The organism is Lysobacter sp. GCM10012299 (assembly GCF_042649405.1).
In the GTDB taxonomy this organism is placed as follows: Bacteria; Pseudomonadota; Gammaproteobacteria; order Xanthomonadales; family Xanthomonadaceae; genus Lysobacter_J.
In genome coordinates this window covers 81,490-105,075 of sequence record NZ_JBHRZC010000003.1, presented here as the reverse complement: position 1 = coordinate 105,075, position 23,586 = coordinate 81,490, and the positions used below count along the sequence as shown (strand labels likewise).

Sequence of the window (23,586 nt, the reverse complement as noted above, 5' to 3'; positions counted from 1 at the left end):
CCATGACGCGCGCGCTCATCGCGACCGCGCTTGCTGCAACCCTGCTGTCGGGTTGCAGCAAGCAGGAAGGAAAGCCCGAACAGGCCGCCGCGACGGCGGCCACCACGGACAAAACCGAATCGTTCGAGGGCAACCCGGATTTCGGCGGGGTCAAGTTCATCACGGTCGAGGCTGAAGGCGTGGGCCAGGGCGCGAGCATTGCGGGCCTTCGCGCCCTCGACCTGGCGATCTCGCTGGTCAATGGCCGTCGTGTGTCGTCGTCGCAGCAGTCGACCGCAATGGGCGTGCGCATCGACGTTGCCGGACTGGGTTCGGCACAGGTGGATTTCTCCGCCTACGCTGAGCAGGTGATCGCGGGTTCGGGGGGCGCGGTGCGCAGCTTCACCGTGCTGTCCAGCGAGGAGATCGAGCGGGTCGACGCCGAGTACGCGATCAGTGACCAACGCGAGACCGGTGGCTGGTTCGGCGACAAGCTGGCGGTCAGCGAAAGCGAGCGCCACTTGTCGCGGTATTGGAAGGTCAGGGTCAAGGCGGAGGTCGCCAGGTTCGAAGGACCCAAGGACAATGGCCGCCCCTCGATCGTGGTTGCCGCACCCCACACCGGCAGCGACAGCTACGAGGTAGGCGATAACCGCGTGGATGCTGGCGGCATCGCCGCCGAGATCCGCTCGCGCCTGTCGGATGCACTCACCCAGACCGGTCGCTTCGTGGTGCTTGATCGCCAGTTCTCGGCGGAGATGCAGTCCGAAGTGGACTTCATCAACTCGGGCAACGCGCGCAACGAGGAAGTCGCGCGTCTCGGCCAGCGCCTGGCAACGGACCTGATCCTGGTGCCGACGATCGAACAGTTCGCTTATCCGCGCAGCAGCCGCAAGCTGCAGATGTCGGGTCGCGAGTTGACTTCGTACTCCGGCGGCGGCCGGATTTCGCTCAAACTGATCAACGCAACCACGGGCGAGGTAGTTCTGTCGGAGAGCTTCGAGCAACCGTTGCCGCCGACTGCACCGAGCACGCTGGCTCGATCGGTGGATGGCCTGGAGTTGGCCGGCAAGCTGATGGATTCGCTTTCCGGTGGCATGATCAAGTCGGTTGTCGGTGAGATTTTTCCGATCTCGGTGGTCGCCATGGCCGGCAGCCAGGTCGTGTTGAGCCAGGGCGGCAAGGCGGTCGCAGTCGGCGATCGCCACGAAGCGGTGCTTCTGGGTGAGGAACTCAAGGACCCGCAGACGGGACGCTCGCTGGGGCGGACTGAATTGCCCTGCTGCGTAATCCGAGTGGACCGCGTGGCGGACCGGACTTCCTACGGCACCATCGAAGGCAGCGTTCCTGCGCAGCTCGATGCGTTCAAGCCGGGAATGGTCGAACTCCGCGGACTGGCTGAATCAGTCGCTGCACTTGAGGCCGTCATGCCTGCAGAGGGCGCGGCACCGGCGGGTGCCGCCACGGGCATGCCTTTACAGAGTGCTCGCGCCTTACGCCCCGGGGCGGCAACGGCCCGGGCCCACAATGCAGCCGACGACGCGAATTGGTAATGCATGATACCGGCCAACTTGCCTTGCCGTAACACAAGAAAGCCCGGCAAGACCGGTTCGAGGTGGAGATTGTTTGGCGATCTCCTTTTTTAGTGCGACTTCGATCACCGGTGAGGCTCGGCGTGGTGCCGGCCAAGAGTCTTAGTAGAAACTCCTAGCGTCCCACGCGCATGGCGGCATTGCCGGAAAAGGGGCTGCTGCCCGCCTCGTTGTTGCCAGCAACTCACTGAGTTATAGGCGGTCCGCTAGTTCGTCCGCGCTGGTCTCGTATTAGATCATCAGGCTCTTGAGGTCGCGGTGACCGATGACGCGCGCCAGCTCCATGACATCAAAATTCTTGGAGAGGCGCCAAATCGCCTCGGCCCGCGAGTCGTGGAAGTGCAGGTCACGGACCCCGCTGGCATCTCGCGCACGCCGCCACAGCACGTCGCGCGTGTCGGCATCTAGGTTGAACGCCGTTGGGTGATCCCGGGCCGCCCGCAGTGATGGCAGCTTGACCGAGGCAGCCCATCGCGTTCGAGCAGGCCGAGTCGGGCGAGCTCCCACTTGTGACCCTTGGGGTAGGCCCGTGTATCAAGGCATTTCGGCCCATTCCGTGAATTCCAAGATTCCTCACCAAAGACAGATTCCAGCCGGAACGCTACACGGACCATGCGATGTCGGGTCTCCCAATTCCGGCTTGTCACGCCGACTAGCCTGCAGCAACCCGGCTTGCCCCCCGTAGTCGTGTTTAGCGGGATCGGCGGCGAGGTCAGCACCGTCGCGCGAAGTGTGGTCGCGGGGTCTATGAGGGGCGCTACGACGGTTTTCTCCATCTCGTCTCTTACCAGGCGCTGAAAAACCAAACGGCCGGCGTGAGTTGGCCCTTGTTCCTTGAATAAATGGTAGCGGGGCGCTACGGCCTCTATAAGCACGTCTCGCCGGACCTCCCACTTTCCAAGTTATTTGGGTCCGCATTCCTGATGTTCAGGTTTTCGCTTTCCCTACCCCTTAGTCAGAGCATGTCTTCCGGTACCCCGACCCCAACGCGCCGTTCGTCTGCGACAACCAGTAAGCGACGGCGAAAGGCGGACCGCCCCCAGAGAACCGCGCTCGGGTCGCCCCCGCTAGCCAAGCCGATTGCATTTTTGGGGGGCAGCCCGCCCAGGCATGCCACTGGCACCGGAGTGCTCAGATCGGACAAATGAGGCTGCCTGAATGAATCAGGCCGAGCCGCAATGCGGCACGGCTTAACAAAACTACTGGCGCGGTTTAGCCGATGCGGACGTCTCGCCCTTGCTCAACCATGAGTTCAGCAAATTTCGCCCACGAGATGCGCTTTTTGTTTACAGAGTTCCCCGAGGGGAGCCATTCGATGTTGCCCTTGCTGATCAACACGGTGCCGAGTTTGCTACCGTCCTTCTTGACCTCGACCTCGACGTCCTTGTGAAGGACGAACTTCGTCGAGATATCCAAGGTTACTTCATGTGCCATGCAACTCCTCCTTGTGGTTGTTGAACGCAAAAACGCCTGCTGTCACGCACTGCCCACTAGGGCCATCTGTCGACGCGCTCTTGTCGGCTTTGGCATGCACCAATTGCTAGGCGTCAGAATCGTCATACACGACATCGTGAACCCGAACGACACGGTAGATCCTTGGGCGGCCCTGCCTATCATTCTCGATGTTCACGTCAACGACGAATCCCGTATGTAACGGATTGTGCGACTTGTCGTCTAACACATACCGAACCTTTTGCTGATCAGTCTCGGGAATGATGTAAACGCTCAACGGCTCTCGGCTAATCGAAGAAATGATCGCCTTGTCTCCGGTGCGGCCGCCAGCCTTCGGGTCTTCGATGTTGGTTTGGTAGAAGTACATTAGGACCTTCTCTCGGTCCGCCTTCTCTCGGACATCTAGGGCAGCAAGTGCGATGGATGCTCCTTGCTCCGCCCGTCGGCACTCAAAGTCAGTGAAGCTAAACTCAAGAACCGCGCGGTCCTGACCACTCTCTTGTTCGTATCGAATCGCCGCAAGGCCAAGATTCGAGTTGTGATTCTTAGCGACTAGCCGGACCACATCACGCAGGTTGGTGATCTGGCGCTTGCCGTAGGGAATCTCGTCCGAAGTGACGCCTTTCTTCTTAGCTACGCCGATCAGCCACCTGATCGCCTTGGCTGTCTTCTCGACAAAATCGTGAACCGTGTTCACGTCTGCTAAGACGGGGGCAATGGCGCCCAGCATAGGAAGTGCCGGCGCTAGCTCTGCAAGGATGCAGTTGCTTTCAATTCGCGTGAGGTAGAGCTTCACCTCGGCCGCGTTGGACTTCGGATCTGTGTCAGCAAAGCGCGCCCGCAAGTAGCTCTGGTACTCGTGACCAAGGCCCTGGAAGGCCAAGGTCATTTCGACTAGCTCGACCGGATCATGGACGTTGAAGTGAAGGCGCATGCGAGGTGCACGCTTCAAGTCTTGTTGGGTCGGTTCCATTGGCTCCCCTGCCGTGGATCTAAAGCCGCGGCGCTGTTCCACCGCCGTGTAGACGCCCCCACCGAGTGGGCGCCCCCTGAATCTCGAGCGAGATTACGGAACCCGGAGCACTCCAACAAGCCGGCGAATTCGGAAGGATGCAAACTGGTAGCGAGGTACCCCCTACCCGCTTTATAAGCAGCGGCCACTCCCCAGAACCCCATAAAACAAAGGGCCAACGGTTAGCTGGCCCTTCGGCTCTGGTGCTCAATGGTAGCGGGGGCAGGATTTGAACCTGCGACCTTCGGGTTATGAGCCCGACGAGCTGCCAGACTGCTCCACCCCGCACCAGAACGAACAGCAACGAGGCCAGTTGGCGCGACGCTCGTCGTGAACGAAATGCCGGGCGAAGTGCACGCTGCATGAGCGCCCGAGCTCCGAAGGGGGGGGCTGCACAGGGGAGTGCAGGAGGCAGGGGGCGATCAACCGGCGACGCTATTTCCGCACGTCAAGTGGCTGCTGTCGATTGGCTTATTTCCCGCAATCAGCGGCGAAGTGTCTTGCGTTCCGAGATTCGTTCCCCGACGCACAGGGCTGGAGCGTCGATCATTGCGCGCGCCGCAGCGGCCGATGAGCGCGGAGCGCTAGCGCTTGGCCTGCCGTCTACTCTCTGCCGCTTCCCTATTCTTCCAGGACGCGTCGTTGATTTCGCGTTGGCCGCGCAGGGCGCGCGAGCTCGCGGTGGTGCAGAGCTGCTCGACCTTTCCACCGCGGGCGAGGAACTGCTCGACCGTTTCCGGGATAGACGGGCGCGTGTGCAACAACTGGGGTGGTGTGATTTGGGGGCGGCTTCGACGGTTCTCCGCCATCTTCATTGCCTCGCGGTTTGATGGCGCGTGGGCGGCCATTCGCGACTCCTTCCTAGTTTTGACCCGCCGTCAGAATGCAACAAGCGAATCCCGTTGCACGAGGCGATCCCGGATCTCTGCGCGGCAGAAACGTCCTTACTCTGTGCGTGATACGTCGTTGGATTGTCGCTTCGCTGCCAGCGCGCGCCGAGACTTCTCGTTCGCAAGGACTCCGCGTTTCGCCTAGATCTAGCTGCCGGTGTTCGATTGACTTTACGCAGTGCCTATTGGATTTGCGCGCCATCGGCGTGCACGGCTGCGCATCCAAGGACACGGAGCATTCATGCACCGAACGGTCACGTGCTTCACACGCCGAGTCTGCGATTTCGTCCAAGGCAAACAACACGCCGCGCGTTCGGCATTGCTGGTTCTGCTGGCCCCATTCTCGGTAGCTCATGAAGCGAAGGTGCAAGATCTCGCGCATCTCCGACTCAATCGGCGCTGGCTAAATTTCCACGTGCATGGGAGCAACCCCCGACTCAATAGAACAGCGCTGTGAACGAGAACAGCAGCACAAGGGCAAGGAGTAGGGAGGCCAAGGCATAGGTCCAGGCCCAAAGTCGAAGCGACGCTGCGAGTAGCGTAAGGCCGGTCAGGGCGAGGCAGCCAATGGCCGTGGCGATCGAGGCCACGTCGGGCATGCCGCGGGCCAATGCCCACATATGCGAGTAAGCGGTCAGGATGACGATAATGGCGACGGTAGCCGTCGCCATCGCCGTGGCAATGCGGCGACGCGCGGGTTTGCGGCGCCAGCTAGGGGGGGAAGAGGCGTTCGCGGGCATGGGCGGCTCCCACTGAGAGGTAAAGAATGGCCGGGCCCATCCGAGCCCGGCCATGGGGCGCCGCCAACCTGCGGGGGATTGGGCCGATGGCGGGCCTTAATCTAGACAACGCGTTGCGGGTGCCAGCCGGCCAAGAGTCACGGCCACTCCATCCTGACTCGACTTGGCCCCGTGGTTGGATCAGCGGTCAGGCGCCGTGCCGCCGCGCAAGGCAGCGTCTTTAGGGGTATCGCACGGCGGCTTTCCCACAAATTGCCTACCGATCGTCGGTTGCGCTGCGCAATATTCGAAGGCTGGCCGCAAGTAACTTCCTTTCGCGTTAGGCAACCTGTTCCACTGGCATCGAACTGGTTGACGTCGAGGTAACCCGCGGGCCTTTAGTGTGGGATGTGGTCATGTGACCGCGGGTGGCCGCGAGGGGCGGCGGACCGACATTGATGCTTGAACGTATCAAAAAGGAAACGTCGATGAGCACGAACACACGCAACCTGATGGTATCCCTCGCAATCGCCACGGCCACTTTCGTCGGCTCAGCGGGCGCCGCCAGCGCAGCCGACGAATGGTTCGTTCTGGGGCAGCAGACGCTTAAGGCCAGCGATCCCAGCGCAGCGATCAAGAGCACCGGAGGCAGGTGGGAAAAGGACGTGAAGCAAGTCAAACTCGCCGTCGAGGGCGCCGACGTGGAGATCACCAACCTTGTCCTGCATTGGGATAACCGTCCGGACGACACAATGAAGGACGTGGGCGTGCTGAAGTCCGGCGGGCAGACGGCACCGGTGAATGCGCCGGGGCTCAAGGGACGACTCAAGTCTGTAACGGTCCAGTACAAGATCCTCGGAAACGCGCAGACCGCCGATCTCAAGGTCATGGGCTACGACTGACCGCGCGCGGCGCGTCGGACACACGGAGCGCCACCTTCAGGTATTCCCTACCGGAGTACGACGCGTGGCACTGAGCTCGCGATGGAGCGGAGCTACTCCCGCGCGCCTCTCACTACGGAGTTCGGCGGGGGGGGCAAGCGCGTCCAAGCACCAGCACCACCACGGCCAACACTGTGCAGCCTAGGCCCTCATGATGGCCGCGCCAGTCCATCCGCTCGCCCCAGCTGGCAGCCTGTTGATCCAGAAGTCCAAGAAGGGAAGATGGCGGGCCAGAAGGCGCCGACCGGAAAGCGGTTGGCGCCTTCTCCAAAATCAAGGGACGTGAGCATGATGTTTCAGCGGCTGACCATATCATTGGTCAAATGCGGCCGGCTGCCATCGCTACCAACGTCGGAGAATCTGGCAATGCAAGCTTCGCCCTCGTTTGAACGTCATGGTCCAATCGGAGTGTGCCGGCTCTCTACCGTCGACTCTTCGGATGATGCGCTAGCCCTGGTGGCTCAGGCAATCGAGAGGACGAGGCGGACAGACGTATCGTATTTGGCTGTCATACTGCCGGACATGGCTAGCGTTGTCCCTCCTGTTCTAGTGACCAGACTTGACGCTATCGAGAAATGGGCGCGAGTGTCCAAAGGTCTGGTGAGGGTTGCAGTGGTTGCTCCTCGGCACTTTCTGGATAGCCCGGCTTACGGAGTTGTGCATGCTGCCCACTCGGGACTGAAGCTCATGGGATTTGAAAGAGAGATCGACGCTCTTGTCTGGCTTTTGGAATCAGCGGAGGCTGAAAAGCAGTGAGGGAGGCCGCGCTGTCACCGCGTCGGATGCCAGGGTTTCGAGAACAGCTTTGGGTCGGAAGCGGGCATTCGCCAGTCACCCTGCTGGATTGTTGCGATTGATCTGATTAGGTGCGTCCAAACGTCTTTGGGACGGGGGGCTGAAGGAAAGCCTTCCAGATCATTCGATTACGACTGTCACAGCACTTGCCGGCCTCGCGAGAAATGGCAGGATCGCCTTCTAGGCCGTCAGTCACCACGATGGCCTGGCCGATAGAGGAGGGGGCCTTGTGTTTCTAGAGTGCCCGGGCAACGTATTAGAATGTGTGGTTGAGCAGAGAGGATGTGATGGTGGTGGACGTTCAACGCCTTGGCGCACCGGCCCAAAGCTCGAACGGTGTCCGAAACGAAGTGGGGATAGTCGACCCGTGAAGCAGGCGGGCGTCCATGTCAGTCCATTCAAACGCCAAGATTCGGGCGCCGCCTGATCGGGGATTCGGACAAGGTTTCGCGGCTAGCCAGCACCATCACGAGGGCGGCACAATTTCGCGATGATCCGAATACCAGAGATTCTTGGCCAGTCGCGACGGGCCAAGGTCGCCGAAACTTTGCATTCCGTTGTGTGTTGCGACCAATGATCACTGACCGATGGGGAGTGACCAGGAAAGTTGGATTGGGGGCGTGGGTCGCCGAGCCCGCGCTCTCGGATAGGTCTTGCACGCGGGACGGATCACTCGGGTTTCCATCCACTCGAATCGAGTGACGGAGACTCCAAGGGCGAGAGAGATTTCGGAAATGAGGCGCAGTTGGCCGCGCGTTAGTGCCTGGCAGGGATGACCTTGATCGCATCCGGCCCGACGCAGATAGAGGCGGTTGCCCCTGCGCACAGCATGCACCTCGACGGGCTGACGAGTGGCATCTAGGCCGCGGGCCACTGCGCACAGCATGTTGCTCTTCCTCACGATGAGCTTCTCGCCTTGAAGTTGCCAGAAGGTGCCGCATCACGGTCCGCATGATCTACGTGATGGATCCGTTTCGAAGTCCGACGGTTCTGAATTGGTTTGTGCGCGGGGCGTGAGCAGGCGGTGGCGTCGCTCTATCGGCGCCTCGATTGAAGGGCAGCACACGCGTCCTGCGAATCGTGCGGCCTGCTTCCTGTCGGGGCGGGGGATGTTCGGTCAGCTGGTTGGCGCAGTGGTCGCGAACCTGGTGGCGAAAAGGGTTAGTTGTTGCGTCCGCTTTGACCCGACAACAGCACTTGGTGCCCCGAGTGTTGTCGAAAGCCCCGGAATGCGGCGTCAAGCATGAGTCGAATGTCTGGTTGCATCCGCCTCGGTGCCGGCGCGTGGCTCGGTGCCGGGGGGGGGGGCGAAAATGCTTTGCTCGCAGGCGAAATTTCCACTCTTTAATGGGCTTGTTTCGCGTATATCGATTGGGGCCTGGCTGGCAATCTGTCGTCACTCAGGCGGTGCGCGATAACACAACTGCCTGAGCACTCCCTCATAGTCCTCAGGTATTTTCCAATGAAGTTCCGCACCTCTATCCTTTCGGGCGTTCTCGCCCTGGCTTGCGCCCCGGCTGCCTTTGCTGCAGACACTGTTGATCTCAGTGTGACTGGCACCATTATTCCCGCTTCCTGCACCCCGACCCTCAGTGGCGGTAGCACCATCGACCTCGGTCAGATCTCGACCGCCAATCTGTCGGCAGCGAGCGCCACGAGTATTCCGGAGCAGTCGGTTACGTTGAGCATTCATTGCCCCACGGCCACCTCGTTCGCAATCCGAGCGCAAGACAATCGCGCGGGTTCTGCGAGCAACGGCGGCGCCAACTTTTATGGTCTTGGCTCAGCTCCCGGCGGTGAGAAGATCGGCTATTACTCGCTGGGTGTCCGGGGGAGCACCACCACCGTCGATGGGGGTGCATTGGGCCAGGGCTTGACTTCGTCCGATGGTGGTACCACGTGGTCCGCGCAGGGCACCGGTGATTTCTGGGGCACGCTTCCGGATGGCAGTAAGATCTTCGCCTTCAGTAAGAGTGCGGGGGCGGTCCCGAGCGCGATTCAGGATGCCGCAGTTACGATGAGGGTGGTGCCGAGTATTGCGCCCCGGAACGGGCTGCCGGCCTCTGATGACATCACCATCGACGGCAGTGTCACCTTCGAAATGGTCTACCTGTAAGAGCTATCCGGTGGCGGCCGTGATCGCTATCGATCCCCTAGATTGGGTGCCCCGGCGGCTTCGGCCGCCGGGGGGCTGCTTTCGGGCGCGGTGTCCTTTCCCGCCCCATTCATGATGGTGGACCTTCGGTCGCGAAGTGATTTTGCGAGTGCGCGGGGCGTCATCCGACCGGCCAAGCAGGGCATGTCAGCACGCGTTGCCGCTCCTCTCGCGACGCTGCGTTTATTCCCCTGAGATCCTTTATTTGAGAGGTGGCCCCATGGTCGTGTTTACGTCGTTCCGCTGCTGGTTCGTCGGCGGTCTGCTCGCATTTGGTTGCCCTGCGTCGGTCTGGGCTGATGGGATGATCCCCGAGACCTCGGTGGTGATCGTCAATGAGGTAGATGGCGAGGGGTCACTGAAGGTCACCAACTCAGACTCGACCGTGGCGCTACTGCACGTCGCGGTGGAGAACGTCCCGGAGGACACCGAGTCGCTGGTGTTCGTCACTCCGCAACTCGCCCGAGTGGAGGCAGGCAAGCAGCAGCTCGTACGCTTTGTTCTGCTGAACAAGGTTCCCCTGAAGGTGCAGCGGCTCAAGCGTGTGATCCTGGAAGGCATCCCCCCGCAGCGTGAGAAAGGCGAGGGGGCTGGGGCCAAGATTGGCTTGGGCGTGCGTCAGAACCTCCCGGTATTGATCAATCCGCGGGGATTGAAGCGAAACCAAGAGCCGTGGACGGGTCTCCAGTGGTCAGTGGAGGGCGGCGCCTTGCGCGTGCGAAACGACACGGCCTACGTCGTTCGTCTCGCCCAATCAGTGCACCTGCTGCCCTCTCAGGCCGCCGTTAACCTGCCACGCACTTACGTGCTGCCGGGTGACGACCTGAAGGTGCCTTTGCCTGCGGGTGCCACCGCCACCGCGGTCCGACTGTATCCGGCGACTGTGTACGGCTATGCCGTGGACGCCTATGAGGCGCCCATAACCCCGGCTGCCGTCCGATGAAGTATTTCTAGGTATTTGTTCGTGCCCTCCATTCTTTCCGTCCGCCGCGAACGCGGTGCTCCTGGTTTGCGCGCGGTCGTCTGTTCCCCGCTCGCGCGGCGGGGCGCGCGAGCGCACCTTGCCGTCGCGTGTAGCCTTGCATTGGGGTTGCTCCAGGCGGCCGAGACCGCGGCCGGGCAGGACCTGCCATCACCACCCGAGTCCTCGCCTCAGCAAGTAGATGATGAATCGAAGCTCGATGCCGAGGTTTCTTCTCTCCCCGAAACAGTGTCCTTCGACACAACTATGCTGGAGCAACGCGGAATAGATCCCACGTTGGCGCAGGCCTTGTCGACAGCTCCGCGGTTCTCCGCAGGTGCACAGCAAGTTAGCTTGCGCGTAAACGCGGCTCCGCGTGGCCATCATGCAGTTCGCTTCGATCCGCAGGGGCGGCCTTGCGTGGACGCCAGCTTCATTGACGCTGCCGGTTTAGTGTCGCCCCCCGCATTGGCGGGTATGGCGAAGGATGACTGCTTAGCATTTCAGGATGCGTTTCCGGCCGCGTACGTCGAACCGGAAGTCGAAACGCTGACCTTGGGGCTGGTGGTGCCCACCGAGGCCTTGCGCGAACCTGAGCGCGCGCCATTGGGATTCGTTACCGGCGGAACTGCGGCCTTGCTCAATTACGAGCTGACCCAATCCGATAATCGTTTCGATGGCAACACGTCGACCTATCGCGCATTGAATGCCGAGTTGGGTCTGAATGCCGGCGAATGGATCTTGCGAAGTCGCCAAGTCTGGACGCAGCAGGATGGCCGCTCCGATACGGCACATCTAGAGACATTCGCTCAGCGCAGTATCCTCGACCATCGTGCTGTACTGCGTGCCGGCCAGATCAATCTGGTCAACCCCATCTTGGCTGGTGTGCAGATGACCGGTGTGCAGGTGGCCAGCGAAGGTGGCTTCGCGGAATCCGGTGCCACCGTCGAGGGGATCGCCCACAGCCAAGCGCGGGTGGAGGTGCGTCAGCAGGGTTCTTTGATCTATGCGACGGTCGTGCCTGCCGGGCCGTTCGTGCTGTCGGGTATACAGTTGCTAAATCCGCACGCGGATCTGGAAGTGACCGTGATGGAGGCCGACGGCACCCCTCGTCAGTACACCGTCCCGTCTGCGCTGTACGGCGCTACGCGGTCACCGCTGGGATACGTATTTGGCGTCGGTCAGGCCCGCAATCTGGGCGATGCAATCGAACAGCCGTGGGTGGCCAGCGCCGGCTGGAGCGGGCCACTACGCAACTGGGGTACGTTGACCACGGGCATACTCGCGGCAAAGGGTTACGGGGCGGTCGGCGGCGGCCTGGCGGTGCCATTGCCGAGCATGCGAGCCAATCTGCAGGGGCAAATCATGCTGTCCCGGGCCAGCGACGAAGGCGTTCAGGGCGTGCAGGCGCGCCTGGCATGGGTCCAGGCGTTGGCCGGTGCGTGGTCGATGACGGTATCGAGTACTCAGCAAAGCTCAGGCTATCGTGAGCTGGTGGATGCCACATTGACGCTATCGGAAGCAGAGCTGCGCACGCGATATCGGCGTCAAGAAAGCGCAGGTCTGAGCTGGGCGTCCGCAGCACTAGGTGCTTTCAGCATGGGCTATTCGAGAACTACGCCGTTCGACGGATCGAGTAGTCAACGCGCTATCGCGTCCTGGAGCAAGACGTGGCGGCGCGTCACGCTGTCAGCCAACGCTGAACGCAACCTCTCGTCAGAGCAGCCGGAGGAAACCCGATTCTATCTGAACGCCAGCATTCCGCTCGGCGAGAATCGCCGAGCGCGCGTTCGCGTTCGCGACGATGGCCGGCGTCAACAGACGGGCTTGGGATGGGACGAAACGGTAAGTCCCACCCTGAGCTACCGCGTCAATGCCGACCGCGACTCCGATACAGGTCAGACCGACTGGTCCGCCAGCGCCTCGTGGCTTCCCCACTACGCCCAGGCAGATTTCAACTACTCACGCTACGGCAGCGGTTCGGTCAGCATGTCGGGGACGCTGCGAGGCGGGGTACTCTGGCACCGTGATGGCCTGACTCTCTCGCCGTATCCGATGGGAGAATCGTTTGCTGTCTTGAGTGTCGGCGACGATGCAGGTGTTCAGGTTACTACCCCAAGCGGTCCCGTCTGGACCGACGCCGGAGGGCGGGCAGTCATTGCCCGATTGAGCCCTTACACCCCAAATCCCGTCGAAGTGGTTACCAAGAGCTTGCCGGCCAATGCCGAACTGCAGGCCGGCTCGGCAATGCTTGAAGTGGGGCGCGGCGCAGTGGATTACTTGAACTTTCCGATTACGACAACGCGTCGCGTATTGCTGACTGCCACGGACGAGGCGGGGCAACCGTTGGCGGCGGGCGCGAGCGTCAGCGACGAAAACGGCCAGTTCGTCGGACTGGGGCAATCCAATGGGCAAATCTTCTTGGACAATCACATTGAGGGGCGTCGACTATGGGTCCAGCGCCCAGGCCTCCCGCGTTGCGAACTAGTATATTCCCTGCCAGAGAAGGCGGACCTAGAGGCAATGTATGAAACTGCACCCGCCGTTTGTCGGAGTGAGCAGGAATGAACATTGCGAGCAGCCAGGCAGCGCCGAGCCACGGTCGTAAATGGAGGCGATGGGCGCCCTCGCCATGGCAGGCTGCTGTGGTCGTGGCTATTGGGTTGAGCGCACTCTGGCTTCCGGTGCAAGCGCAGGAAGTGGGCGAGTGTAGTTTGACGGTTAACACGGCAGTGGTGGACTTTGGCCGGGTTAACAGGGATGTACTGACGGCGCCATCGGGGGAGGCGTCGCTAGGACGGCGCCCCCTCACGCTCACGCTTACCTGTCCGCAAGATCGTGACCTAACTGTCCACTATCGTGCAGTTGCCACAGGTTTGGAGCGCTTTCGTCTCTCTGAAGGAAACGAAGCTAGCTATACCCTTAACGCTAGCGAAGCCGTGCTTGATGGCGAGGCGGTCTCCTTGGGCGTCGTGGCCGCTGATGGTGAGCCTCCGACCGTGATCGCTCCGCGCCTACCCTGGCGACCAGGGGAAGGGCTAGTGCCCATCCGGGGCGGTGTACCGGCACAAGGTCGAAGTCTGAGCATGCATTTGGTGGTCGAGGGGTGGGCTCGAGCGGATTCGTTGCAAGTTCGCGACCAAGCTGAATGGGAGAGCGACGGGTTGCTTGAAGCGGTAGCCGTCAGCGCTCGTCATGACTTGGCGGTTGAAGCCAATCTGGTGCCCGCCGCGTGCAACCCCACGATTGTTGGCGGAAGCACTATCGACTACGGGCGTATTTCAGCAGCCGAACTGGAAGATGCAGCAGAAACAACTCTGCCGGGCAATCGAAGTTTTGACCTAAGCGTGAGTTGTGACGCTGCAACTCAGTTCGCAGTTCGCGCCACGGACAACCGTGCTGGCTCTAGAAGTGCGATGGATGGCGTGTCTTTCGGCCTGGGAACGGCGGCGGGAGGTGAGAGGATCGGTTACTTCCGTTTAAATGTCCAAACGGCCGGAAGCGCCATCGATGCACTTCCGCCTAGCAAGGCCCTGTTGTCCATGGATGGCGGCCTAACCTGGGTGCATGAAGACAACATCGGGTTACGGAATGACGGCACAGGATGGGTCGGGCTCTCGAAGTCGGTCGGCGAAACGACGCCAAGCATGGCCACACACGCCGTCTTTCACATCGCCATTGACACAAAGATCGCCCCCAGGGAGACGCTGCCAACGACCGGAGAGATCAATCTAGACGGTAACGTCACGTTGGAGGTTTTTACCCTGTAGGAATGCGTGAGCGCCTCGCGCCGATAGGCCGTCACAACGCTGCAATTCCTGGGCGGCGACCACTCCGCGGTTCTATTAGTTGACAAGGAATGTAGCTCAGCTCCGTCAATTACGGACGGCGGTGCCGCAGAATGACGCCAGCCCAACGAGTGCCGTCCCGCCAAGCCAAAGAATGCACGATGCTACGGTCAATGGGATGAGAGCCGCTAGCGTCGGATGGGCGATGATTGAGACCAGTGTGAATGTTGCGAGCGCAGCGCCTGCACACTCTAGGCCGGCGCCCACGTGAGCCAGCCACTGAGCGAAGCGCGTGCTATTTGCGAGGTGGCTGGAGCGATAGTTCGGCATGGAGAAGTCCTCGGCAGAGCAACTATTCGACCCGATACCGGCTGTCCGAAAAAGCGGAGTGTTCTTGCTTGTCCCCCGATTTGTCGCAGCTGCAAACGGGTCGGACACGGTGTGCGGGACATTCGTAGCCTCCCCTCCGCGTGATCGATGCGATTGTTCTGGCGCTGCTTCTCAGTCATCCTTTCTGCCGGATTCGGTCGGTTTTATCTCGCATTACCTTCGCTCGCCACCGGAAGCCCTGGATAGTCTGGCTTATCCGCTGGCGAATGATGGCTAGAGTCGCAAGGGAATGCCCTTGAATGTTCGAGGAACCGTCTCCTCCCCTAATCCATGCCCGAAAGATCAAGCGCGAACGGGTATGCTTTCACTCTCTTGAGCGGCAACTTTTGCGAAATGCAAACTCAGCATAGGCGACATCATGTACTCATCATTGACGATGACGTCTTAGTGCGGATGCTGCTGAAGGAGCAGTTTGACAAGCTTGGTGTGCGCGCTTTTGAAGCCGATAGCGGCGAAGAGGCGCTCTTGCTATTCGAGGCTGGTCGCGTTTGCGCCGTCCTGACTGACTGCTGGATGCCGCACATGGATGGCTTCATGCTGGCAAGAGAAATCCGGAAGCTTGAGAGTCGCCTGTCTCGTCAGCCGAGTCAGATCTGGGCGCATACCGCTCATGTCGACGAAGAGATTGAGGGCCGCTGCAGGGATGCAGGGATGCAGGGGTGCATTAGGAAGCCTGCGTCGAATGAAGATCTGAGGCGAATTGTCGAGAATGCACCTCGCGACGTCGGTGTAGATCTGCCCATCGTGGCCCGCGATCGCGAAATGATCCTCTCGCAGTGGTTTGCGCAAGCCAGCCTGGATCTGATGGCTGCCCGGGCGCAACTTGGATCTGGTCGTATTGACGCATTGGCTGCGCAGCTTCATCGAATAAAGGGGGCGGCCAGGATGCTGGATCAGCAGCAGATCGCGCGTCTATGCGAACGCGCAGAGAGACTTACAAAAGACAATGGCAGGCTTAAGGATGCGCTGGATGAGATCCAGCGCATCCTTGAGGGCAATTAACGCGGCTATTGGCGCGCGAACTCGATCAACTCCCGGATGTTCTTCGCGCCCAGCTTCCGCATGATCTTGATTTTGTAGGCGCTCACAGTCTTATTGCTGAGCAGCATGTGTTTGCTGATGTCGCCGTTTGACTGTCCTGCCACCAGTCCCTGGAACACTTCGTACTCCTTCGCCGTTAGCAGGTCATGCACATTGGTCCCCTTGCTTCCGGCGGCCAGTTCCAAGACCTCATGGCTAAAGTACCCTTTTCCTCGAGCCACCAGCAGTGCGGCCATGGATAGCTCACTGAGGTCGCTCGATTTGTGAACGAAGCCATTCGCGCCGGCCCTAAGCGCGCGCAAGGCGGCGCTTATCTCATCAGAGCCCGAAAGAACGAGAATTCGTGCCGGTGAGGAGTCTTTGCGCAATCGTTCAATTACCTCAATGCCGCCGAGCAGCGGCACGCTCAGGTCGAGGATGACGAGGTCGGGGTTCATCTCGCGCACTGCCGCCAAGCCGGCTACGCCAGATTCGCGGGTAGCCACCACTTGGAAGTGACCTTGCGCCTCCAGTATCAGCTGGACAGCAGAGCCAACTAGGGGGTGGTCTTCTATTACAACGACGCGATACATGTCCGAGTCCTCGATTTCACGCCCCAATCACATTCGACTGGCGGCCCCAACTCTGGGCAGTCTAGCGAGGCAGGCGCTCGTTACGGCGCGGATTCTGCTGTAGTCGGTAGCGAATGTTCTACTTTGGATGATTGAAGCGTTATATCCCCGTGAAATGCTCGACACTGCCCCATTCAGCGTGTCGATCCTAGCGCTCGCGGGACGCGATAAGCTTTGCCCAGTCGCGCTAAGCACGCGCTCGCAGCGTCACGATACAAGCTTAATGGCGAGGAGTGCCGTACAGTGGAATCACATTCGAATCACCGGGCTGCGGTCCTCCTAGTCGGCGGCCGAGTTGCTATAGAGGATGAGGTGGCGCTGAAGGTGGGGCACCTTTTGCTGGGCTGCACGTGGGTCAGGACTGGAGAAGAGGCTTGGGGCATTCTCCAGCGGCGCGATCAGATCCTTTCAGCGTTGATTGTCGACTGTACGGACATAAGCGGCTATGAACTCGCTCGTAAGGTTCGACGCTTCGACGAGGGATCGGTGCGGCCGCGCCTTCCGATACTTGGGTTGACGGGCTGCTCCGAAGGGGGCGAACCATCGACGTGCGTCGAGTCGGGCATGGACGCGCTCTTGCCATCCCCCATCACGCTGCAGCGCCTCTGCGGTTCGATTTGGTCGCTGCTACGCAGCGACGACTCCGCTTTAAGCAAGATTCGTTTTCTAGGTCTCTATCAAACGTTCAATGGAGACGCGGCAAGCGTCTGTCGCTTGCTTCGGCTGTTCGTTCTGCAGGCAACGGAAGATTTGTCGCGATTGAGCGAGAGCCTCCGCACGGATGATTCCGTCCAGATCAAGGCCGTCGCGCACAAGTTGCGATCAACCTGCATGATGCTAGGGGAGGCATCTCTTGCCGATCGCCTGGGCGAGGTGGAGTCCCTTGCCAGTGACGGGCCAATGCTTGCTGCGGCTATAGAGTCCGCCAAACGAGAAATTATTGCTCTGCTTGATATCGTTCGAAAGTACCTAGAAGAGGACGCGAAAGGATCAACAACTTCCTGGTCCGGCGGTGAGCAGGGTTCTGCGTCCTGAGTCTTAGGGTGGGATTTGCGCGATCTAGATGTTGCTTCGTCGTTACTGTGGGCCCGGTGCGCATGATGTGCGCTGTCATTGTCCTTAACGGGCTCTCGCCGAGGTGGTTTCCGTGGTGACAAAGAGAGAGGTCTTGCAAGATGGAATTGCCGCTAGGCAGTTGCGTAGCGTCAATCTGTTTTGCCTCGCGCTCGTGGGCCTGTTCTCGTTGTCTATCGTTCTACGCTTGTATGGTCTATTCGGCCACGAGTACGATGGAGCTGTTGCGGAATTCAATCGGCACGCTCAGCGCATCGATGCTGAACTGCGGGCAATAAAGCGAGTGAATGTCCGGCAAGCGCTATGGATTGGCGCGCGCGTGGATACGCCGGAATTGGATACGCCGATTGAAACTGTCCTAGGGGCTCCAGTCAGCACCTCGACGCATTTTGAATATCGATTGCTTGACGAAACGGCTCAACCACTCGGCGCGGTCTATATTGCCTCGATGCCGGACCGATTGTCGCCGGAGGAGAGGCGCCTGCTGCCCGCACTTCAGGAGTTACTTCTGCTCCAGACTGTGAGCCTACGAACAAATCCGCTCCTTCAAAGAACCGTGTTTGTCAGTCGGAGCGGGCATCTGTTGGTGCGCGCACCTGCCATCCGGCCTGAGCAGGAGCCCTTCTGGCCAAACTGGATCGACGATGTTCTGAAGTACCAGTTGAAGCAGTACGGTGACGTTCAACGCCTGCCGCGTGATGGGTGGTGGATTCTCCCTGACGAAAGCAGACCGTCCAGGAGGGGCCGCGTTCGATTCAGTTCGCCAGTGATACACCGTGGCAAAGTCCTTGGGCTTGTGTCGGCGAATGTCGCGACTGCGGCGTTAGCAAGCCATCTCCAAGCGGGCCTAGCGTGCGTTCCGCGGACGAGGCCATGTGCGCTCGTGGACGCGGGGGTGACCTTGGCAAGCATTGGTCCGTGGCCGGCGGATCATCAGCCTGATGCCCTGTCCAAGTCGTCGCTTAAGCCGGGTAATGCTTGGGTTGACTGGGACCTGCGAATGGTCCGGCATCTAAGCGAAGCTCCGTGGCAGATGGTGGGCGAGGTATCGTTCACTCAGCTTGTCGAACCAGTTCTGCCTGCCGCGCTGAAAAGCGTCGGACTGGTGCTGTTGCTACTAGGTATCTTGGGCTACGCGCGCTACCGCTTTATGCGATATGTTCTGCTGCCAGAGATGGAGATGCGACGCGATCTAGCGAAGGCGCGAGACGCGGCTGAGGCCGGGGCGCGGGCCAAAGCCGCATTCTTGGCGGTCATGAGTCACGAAATCAGAACGCCGATGACCGGTGTACTGGGCACTCTGGACGTACTTGAGCGTCTGAGTCCGACAGAGGCCCAATCACGGGCGTTGTGCACAATTCGCAACTCAGGCCAGACGCTGCTTCGGATCATTGATGACATCCTGGACTTTTCCAAGATCGAAGCAGGTCGAATGACGTTGGAACCTGAGCCTTGCGATCTGGCGGAATTGCTTGGGGATGTGATCGAGCTTTACGTGGGGAGCGCGCAGGCTGGCGGGATCCTCCTGAAGTTCTATGCGGCGCCCGAAGTCCGCGCGTATGAGGCCGACCCCATTCGCATTCGCCAGATTGTCGGAAATCTTCTGAGCAATGCCATCAAGTTTACTGCGCCCGGTGGGGCGGTCATGGTCGAGACCGACTTAGACGAAAATGACTTCGTCCGCATCCGAGTTACTGACACCGGAATTGGAATTGCACAAAACAGTCTGCCGCTCCTATTTCAGCCATTCGCACAAGCCGAGGGGATGATTTCACGCAGTTTCGGGGGGACAGGTTTGGGGCTTTCCATCATTAGGCACCTAGTTGATCTAATGAGTGGGGAAGTCCTGGTCGCCTCAACCGTCGGGGTTGGTTCGATTTTTACCGTCAAGCTTCCACTCCTTCGGGCCAAGTCCGCGGTTCGTGGCGAAGGGGTGGACCTCTGCGGGGTACGAGTTTGCTTGGCGGTCGAAGATGCGTTGGGTGAGAAGTGGTACGGCCGATACCTAGTGAGTCATGGTGCCACGATTAAGTTTCACTCTGGCGTAGTTGGCGACGTACGGAGTCAAGATTCTGATGTCATCGTTTGTGATGCATCCCTGCTACCGACTAGCGAAGAGCTGATGCAGCGAATCTCTGCGCGAACAGTCGTCATCTCGAGCCGGAAGGACGCGGCGCCACGCGAAGGAAGGGGCGAATTGGCCTCGATATGCCGCCGTGGTGCCTTTGTAGAGGCGGTAGCCATGGCGGCGGGTCGCTTATCCTTGCCAGATGAGTTGCCAAGCGAAAGTGCGGGACAGCGACAGACCGTCCTCGAGGCAAGTGGTGAGCACCAGCTCGTCCTGTTGGTTGAAGATAGCATTGTCAATCAGGAGGTCATCTCGCAGCAGCTGACTCTGTTGGGCTACGAGGTGCGGACGGCAATCAATGGAAAGGCCGCGCTTGAAGCCTTGGCGCATGGGCGGTATAGCTTGGTACTCACCGATTGCAACATGCCTGAAATGGACGGCTATGAACTTGCAAAGGCTATCCGGCGCAGTGAGAGCGTGAAGGATGCACGCATGCCCGTCATTGCACTTACTGCAAATGCCCACCGGGGAGAGGCTGAGCGCTGCTTTGCCGCGGGTATAGATGACTATCTGGTAAAGCCAGCCGACATGGGAAACTTGCAGCGCGTCATATCCAAGTGGCTAGAGCGGTGACCGGCCCTGATTCGCCCGGAATGCGGGGGTAGAAGAAGGTGGCGGCACCGTGGCGGTGGCTGGGGTGAGTCAAGTCCAGTCGTTAGGGCCTAGTGGCAAGATGCGTTGCGACCGGTGAAACGACATCTCCTGTGGCGGTGCGCTCGCGCTGGGTGAGATTGGGGTACTGGTCACCGTTAGTGCGTGCGCAGCAATGTCGACCGCGTCGTAGTGGTCGCGGCGTCTAACCCGATGCTGCAATGCGCGGCAGGTTCGAGCGGCAACTTTCTGGTAAGGACGAACCCGGCGGCCAGGTCCAAGCGTCATCTATCGCAGTGCATGATGACGCATGGGCCCTCCGCCGGCCTGCGCGTCAATCCAAGTTCTTGCGGTGTCGTTGCGGACGGTTCCTATTGTTGCGCTCGCACGAGTCCGCTTCCATGCGCCGCACCTCGTTGAGCGCGGCGAACGCGAGCCGGTCCAGAGTCCTCGTGCGCACGAAAGATGACTAAGAGGAGATTCTTTCGGCTTCGTTGGACGTGTCGCCTATCGAGACTCGGCGGTAGGCTGGATTCTATCGGTGCCTTGTGCGCGACAGCATTACTTGGCAACTGAGACTTCCAGTTGCAGTTGAGATCGCTTCTGGTGAAACACTGCAGATCTGCCTCCTCGTTGGCGATCCGTGCAATCGACAATCGTGGGGACTCAGTGTTTAACTGGGATAGTGGAGATCCCGCGTGGTTCGGCTTGGGGGATGCGGCGGGTGGCGAGAAGATTGGCGGCTATTTCATAGATGTAAGGGCTCCTGGCTCTATTGCCCTCAGGAACACTTGCCCACTGAGGATGAGATCGAGATTGACGGCAACTCAAAGGTCGGGCTCGTCTACCTGTAACCTGAATCGTTCGATGGCAGCTACGGACTGCCATGGCCCCCGGTGGAAGGGAGTGCCCCGGCGACTTCGGTCGTCGGGGCTTTTTTCTTGAGGCATGAGGACTTCCGCTCTCTCCTTATAGGATTCGACCTACCGCGCGCTCGTGTTGCAGGGAATCCCTAGTCGCAGCTGGCTTTGTCATCTCGACGGTCGCCACACTTTGTCAGCCCCGGGCAAAGGGTCTGCTCCCTCCACGCTGCGGTTGAATCGGGCTCGACCCGGGCATGCGTTTCGTTCCGCTTAGGCCAAGCCCTTTCCGGAGGTGCAGCTCGCGAGTTGACTACCCAACTCTGTGGTCTGGACCGCACCGCTGCGGACTTGACTAGTGGAGGGGGTGTAGTGACGGCTGGCGGGTTGTGATGGGCCCGCTCGGTCAATTGGTCTCGTTGCGCGCGCTTTGTTGGGCGTGAGGAACGCATGCACGGCCTGGCCTGAATACCTGGTTGGCGCCGTAGTGCCCGTAGAAGAGGCGGGGGGTGAGAACGGTCTAAATATCTGGCGGCAGTCAACTGGCTCGGATCCGACTTGGCGAAGGCTCCCTTGACGTAGGCGAATTTTCCGCGCGCCGGTGGGCTTGTTTCGCATATATCGATCGGTGCCTGGCTGGCAATCTGGCGTCACTCAGGCGGTGACGCGACAACACATATGCCTGAGCACTCCTCCATAGTCCTCAGGTATTTTCCAATGAAGTTCCGCACCTCTGTTCTTTCGGGCGTTCTCGCCCTCGCTTGTGCCCCGGCCGCCTTTGCTGCGGACACCGTAGATCTCAGCGTCACTGGCACTATCGTGCCTACTGCATGTACCCCAACTTTCAGTGGTGGTGGTGTAGTCGATCTTGGTCAGATCAATGCTTCCGCTTTGAAGGCGACGGGTGAGACGCAGTTCAACGTCTATAATGCCTCCACGCTCGATATTGACTGCTCCGGTCAGGTGAAGTTTGCAATTCGCACCGTCGACAATCGAGCTGGCACGGAGGCCGGTGCGCAAGCTGCTGATCGGTTTGGTCTGGGCGTGGCTTCCGGTGGTGAGAAGATTGGTCACTTCTCTTTGGCCGCTCATGGCATCAAGCTTGATGGTGTCAGTAACGGGGTACACCTGCTTTCAAATGATGGCGGGGCCACGTGGGTGGACACGTGGAGCGACTCCAGTTTCCAAGACTCGTCCCTCAGGGCGTTCACTGTGAGCGCGTATGCTCCGGAATCTGTTCAGCATGCGTCAATGTCGGTAATGGCAGACGTCTGGATTGCTGATCGGAGCACTTTGCCGCTGTCCACCCAAATCGACATCGACGGCAATGTTACGTTTGAGGTCGTCTATCTGTAAGTGATGGCCATTGCTCCGAGCGGTGTGGATCGCAAATGGCCATAGCGTGGAGTGCCCTGGCGGCTTCGGTCGCCGGGGCAACATATTGAGGTGGGCTTTCATTTTGGCGCGCCGTCAATCACGTGAATTCCCTACGCGGAGGAGTAGGCCCACCCCGGCGGCTATATCGCAGGCGCTGTCGGTCACCCCTGGCGCTGCGTTTATCCCCCTGAGCTCATCTTCAACTTGCGAGATGGGTCCCACGGCCGTGTTCTAGTCGTTCCGCGCTGGTTCGCGGGTGCTCTGCTTGCATTCGCGGCCCTGCTGCACGTAGCGGTGGGGAAGGCCCTGAAGACACTGAATTGCTGGTGTTTGGCACTCCGCAGCAAGCAGCAGCTGGCGTGCCTTGCGCTGATGAAACGATCGGCTTCGGCGTTCGACAGAACATCCTCGGTGCTAATCAACCCGCGTTGAAGCGGAGCCAGGAGCCATGGGTGGCCTGACATGGTCAATTGAGGGTGGCGCCTGTTGTGCTCGCGCTACGCTGCTCACTGGCGATCTCGCCATCCTCCACCCCGATCGCGTTCGCAGCGTCCACTGCATATCTTGGAGTAACTGACTCCACTGTTCCCGGTACATTGCACCCCGAGCTTGGATGGTGGCGGCAGGATTGACCAGGGTAAGATCGCGGAGCCGATCTTTCGTTAGCGAACAGCGTGGAGCTTTTCATCGCATTTGGCCCCCCTTAGCCTCCATCGCACTTCAGCTAGCATCGCTCGCAATTTGAGCCCACCACAATCGGGCGGGTTCGGTGGGGGGGCGCCTTTGCGACGACATCAACAACTTTGTTCTCGGTACGGTTCCCGACGGCGAAATGATTGGTCAGTACCCGCTGGGTGCCGTCGCAGGCGGCGCGGTTGTCGACTCGGCAGCGGCAGGTCACGGGGTTAATACGACCCATGGCGGCGCCGCGTGGAGGGCAGTACGTCTCTTGCTACCGTTGTATCCCGAGCGCGAAGAGTCCCGTGATGAACGGCTTCGCCAAAGCGCCTTCCGAGACGGTCGCCGGCGCCATCCGGGGCAGCCGGCGATTGCGCCGCGCAATAAGTTGCCGACGCCGACGCCATCACCATTGGCGGCAGCGCAACGTTCGAGGTGGTCTATCCGAAGGATCCATCTGGCGCTTGGGCTGCCATCAGCGCATGTGGCATGGGATTGTCCTGGCGACCGCCCAAACGTCGGGACGTTTTCGTTGTGCGTCGGGTTTTCCGT

At 60.2% G+C, this 23,586-nt stretch carries 15 protein-coding genes and 1 tRNA gene; 10 read left to right on the top strand and 6 right to left on the bottom strand.

The genetic code is table 11. From position 1 onward, the window contains the following. The first annotated feature begins 2 nt into the window (after positions 1-2). The gene (locus ACFOPO_RS08485; protein ID WP_386702759.1) at positions 3-1,532 is read left to right on the top strand and encodes a CsgG/HfaB family protein; all 1,530 of its coding nucleotides are present in this window, start codon (positions 3-5) and stop codon (positions 1,530-1,532) included. Between the two features lie 1,251 nt (positions 1,533-2,783). On the opposite strand, the gene ACFOPO_RS08480 is transcribed toward ACFOPO_RS08485, so the two are convergent. The 5 genes from ACFOPO_RS08480 to ACFOPO_RS08460 all read right to left on the bottom strand — a co-directional run bounded on the left by ACFOPO_RS08480 (position 2,784) and on the right by ACFOPO_RS08460 (position 5,665). After that, positions 2,784-3,005: a hypothetical protein gene (locus ACFOPO_RS08480; RefSeq protein ID WP_386702758.1), complete on the bottom strand. Its 222-nt coding sequence runs from the start codon at positions 3,003-3,005 to the stop codon at positions 2,784-2,786. Positions 3,006-3,111: 106 nt separating this feature from the next. Continuing rightward, a complete protein-coding gene (locus tag ACFOPO_RS08475; protein WP_386702757.1) occupies positions 3,112-3,996 on the bottom strand; it encodes a hypothetical protein in 885 nt (294 codons plus the stop codon). A 250-nt stretch (positions 3,997-4,246) separates the two neighbouring features. Beyond that, positions 4,247-4,323 (bottom strand) — tRNA-Met (locus ACFOPO_RS08470). A gap of 296 nt (positions 4,324-4,619) precedes the next feature. Further along, a complete protein-coding gene (locus tag ACFOPO_RS08465) occupies positions 4,620-4,883 on the bottom strand; it encodes a hypothetical protein (protein ID WP_386702756.1) in 264 nt (87 codons plus the stop codon). A gap of 479 nt (positions 4,884-5,362) precedes the next feature. Then, positions 5,363-5,665 (bottom strand): hypothetical protein, encoded by a 303-nt coding sequence (locus ACFOPO_RS08460; RefSeq protein WP_386702755.1) that lies wholly within the window; start codon positions 5,663-5,665, stop codon positions 5,363-5,365. 467 nt (positions 5,666-6,132) lie between these two features. On the opposite strand from ACFOPO_RS08460, the gene ACFOPO_RS08455 reads away from it, so the two are divergent. From ACFOPO_RS08455 to ACFOPO_RS08430, 6 genes are all read left to right on the top strand, one after another. Continuing rightward, positions 6,133-6,546 carry a hypothetical protein gene (locus tag ACFOPO_RS08455; protein ID WP_386702754.1) on the top strand — a complete coding sequence of 138 codons (414 nt, stop codon included), beginning with the start codon at positions 6,133-6,135 and terminating at the stop codon, positions 6,544-6,546. 2,296 nt (positions 6,547-8,842) lie between these two features. Continuing rightward, complete coding sequence (locus ACFOPO_RS08450; protein WP_386702753.1) at positions 8,843-9,496, top strand: DUF1120 domain-containing protein; 654 nt, start codon at positions 8,843-8,845, stop codon at positions 9,494-9,496. Positions 9,497-9,755: 259 nt separating this feature from the next. Continuing rightward, a complete protein-coding gene (locus ACFOPO_RS08445) occupies positions 9,756-10,478 on the top strand; it encodes a fimbria/pilus chaperone family protein (RefSeq protein ID WP_386702752.1) in 723 nt (240 codons plus the stop codon). Positions 10,479-10,763: 285 nt separating this feature from the next. Then, positions 10,764-13,064 (top strand): fimbria/pilus outer membrane usher protein, encoded by a 2,301-nt coding sequence (locus ACFOPO_RS08440; RefSeq protein WP_386703280.1) that lies wholly within the window; start codon positions 10,764-10,766, stop codon positions 13,062-13,064. A 518-nt stretch (positions 13,065-13,582) separates the two neighbouring features. After that, positions 13,583-14,266 (top strand): DUF1120 domain-containing protein, encoded by a 684-nt coding sequence (locus ACFOPO_RS08435; protein WP_386702751.1) that lies wholly within the window; start codon positions 13,583-13,585, stop codon positions 14,264-14,266. Between the two features lie 678 nt (positions 14,267-14,944). Further along, a complete protein-coding gene (locus ACFOPO_RS08430) occupies positions 14,945-15,676 on the top strand; it encodes a response regulator (protein WP_386702750.1) in 732 nt (243 codons plus the stop codon). A gap of 5 nt (positions 15,677-15,681) precedes the next feature. Here the strand turns inward: ACFOPO_RS08430 and ACFOPO_RS08425 are convergent, their stop codons facing one another. After that, the gene (locus tag ACFOPO_RS08425) at positions 15,682-16,287 is read right to left on the bottom strand and encodes a response regulator (RefSeq protein WP_386702749.1); all 606 of its coding nucleotides are present in this window, start codon (positions 16,285-16,287) and stop codon (positions 15,682-15,684) included. 351 nt (positions 16,288-16,638) lie between these two features. Here ACFOPO_RS08425 and ACFOPO_RS08420 point away from each other — a divergent pair, with 351 nt between their 5' ends. The 3 genes from ACFOPO_RS08420 (at position 16,639) to ACFOPO_RS08410 (ending at position 22,335) form a co-directional block, all read left to right on the top strand. Beyond that, positions 16,639-17,361 (top strand): Hpt domain-containing protein, encoded by a 723-nt coding sequence (locus tag ACFOPO_RS08420; RefSeq protein ID WP_386702748.1) that lies wholly within the window; start codon positions 16,639-16,641, stop codon positions 17,359-17,361. A 112-nt stretch (positions 17,362-17,473) separates the two neighbouring features. Next, positions 17,474-20,101: an ATP-binding protein gene (locus ACFOPO_RS08415; RefSeq protein ID WP_386702747.1), complete on the top strand. Its 2,628-nt coding sequence runs from the start codon at positions 17,474-17,476 to the stop codon at positions 20,099-20,101. Between the two features lie 1,595 nt (positions 20,102-21,696). Then, positions 21,697-22,335, top strand: coding sequence for a DUF1120 domain-containing protein (locus ACFOPO_RS08410; protein WP_386702746.1), 639 nt, complete (start codon positions 21,697-21,699; stop codon positions 22,333-22,335). Positions 22,336-23,586: the final 1,251 nt, after the last annotated feature.

Bases quoted from the DNA above. Each gene is read 5' to 3' on its own strand.
- ACFOPO_RS08485 (WP_386702759.1), top strand. From the start codon at position 3: ATGACGCGCGCGCTCATCGCGACCGCGCTTGCTGCAACCCTGCTGTCG.
- ACFOPO_RS08480 (WP_386702758.1), bottom strand. From the start codon at position 3,005: ATGGCACATGAAGTAACCTTGGATATCTCGACGAAGTTCGTCCTTCAC.
- ACFOPO_RS08475 (WP_386702757.1), bottom strand. From the start codon at position 3,996: ATGGAACCGACCCAACAAGACTTGAAGCGTGCACCTCGCATGCGCCTT.
- ACFOPO_RS08465 (WP_386702756.1), bottom strand. From the start codon at position 4,883: ATGGCCGCCCACGCGCCATCAAACCGCGAGGCAATGAAGATGGCGGAG.
- ACFOPO_RS08460 (WP_386702755.1), bottom strand. From the start codon at position 5,665: ATGCCCGCGAACGCCTCTTCCCCCCCTAGCTGGCGCCGCAAACCCGCG.
- ACFOPO_RS08455 (WP_386702754.1), top strand. From the start codon at position 6,133: ATGAGCACGAACACACGCAACCTGATGGTATCCCTCGCAATCGCCACG.
- ACFOPO_RS08450 (WP_386702753.1), top strand. From the start codon at position 8,843: ATGAAGTTCCGCACCTCTATCCTTTCGGGCGTTCTCGCCCTGGCTTGC.
- ACFOPO_RS08445 (WP_386702752.1), top strand. From the start codon at position 9,756: ATGGTCGTGTTTACGTCGTTCCGCTGCTGGTTCGTCGGCGGTCTGCTC.
- ACFOPO_RS08440 (WP_386703280.1), top strand. From the start codon at position 10,764: ATGCTGGAGCAACGCGGAATAGATCCCACGTTGGCGCAGGCCTTGTCG.
- ACFOPO_RS08435 (WP_386702751.1), top strand. From the start codon at position 13,583: ATGCATTTGGTGGTCGAGGGGTGGGCTCGAGCGGATTCGTTGCAAGTT.
- ACFOPO_RS08430 (WP_386702750.1), top strand. From the start codon at position 14,945: ATGCCCGAAAGATCAAGCGCGAACGGGTATGCTTTCACTCTCTTGAGC.
- ACFOPO_RS08425 (WP_386702749.1), bottom strand. From the start codon at position 16,287: ATGTATCGCGTCGTTGTAATAGAAGACCACCCCCTAGTTGGCTCTGCT.
- ACFOPO_RS08410 (WP_386702746.1), top strand. From the start codon at position 21,697: ATGAAGTTCCGCACCTCTGTTCTTTCGGGCGTTCTCGCCCTCGCTTGT.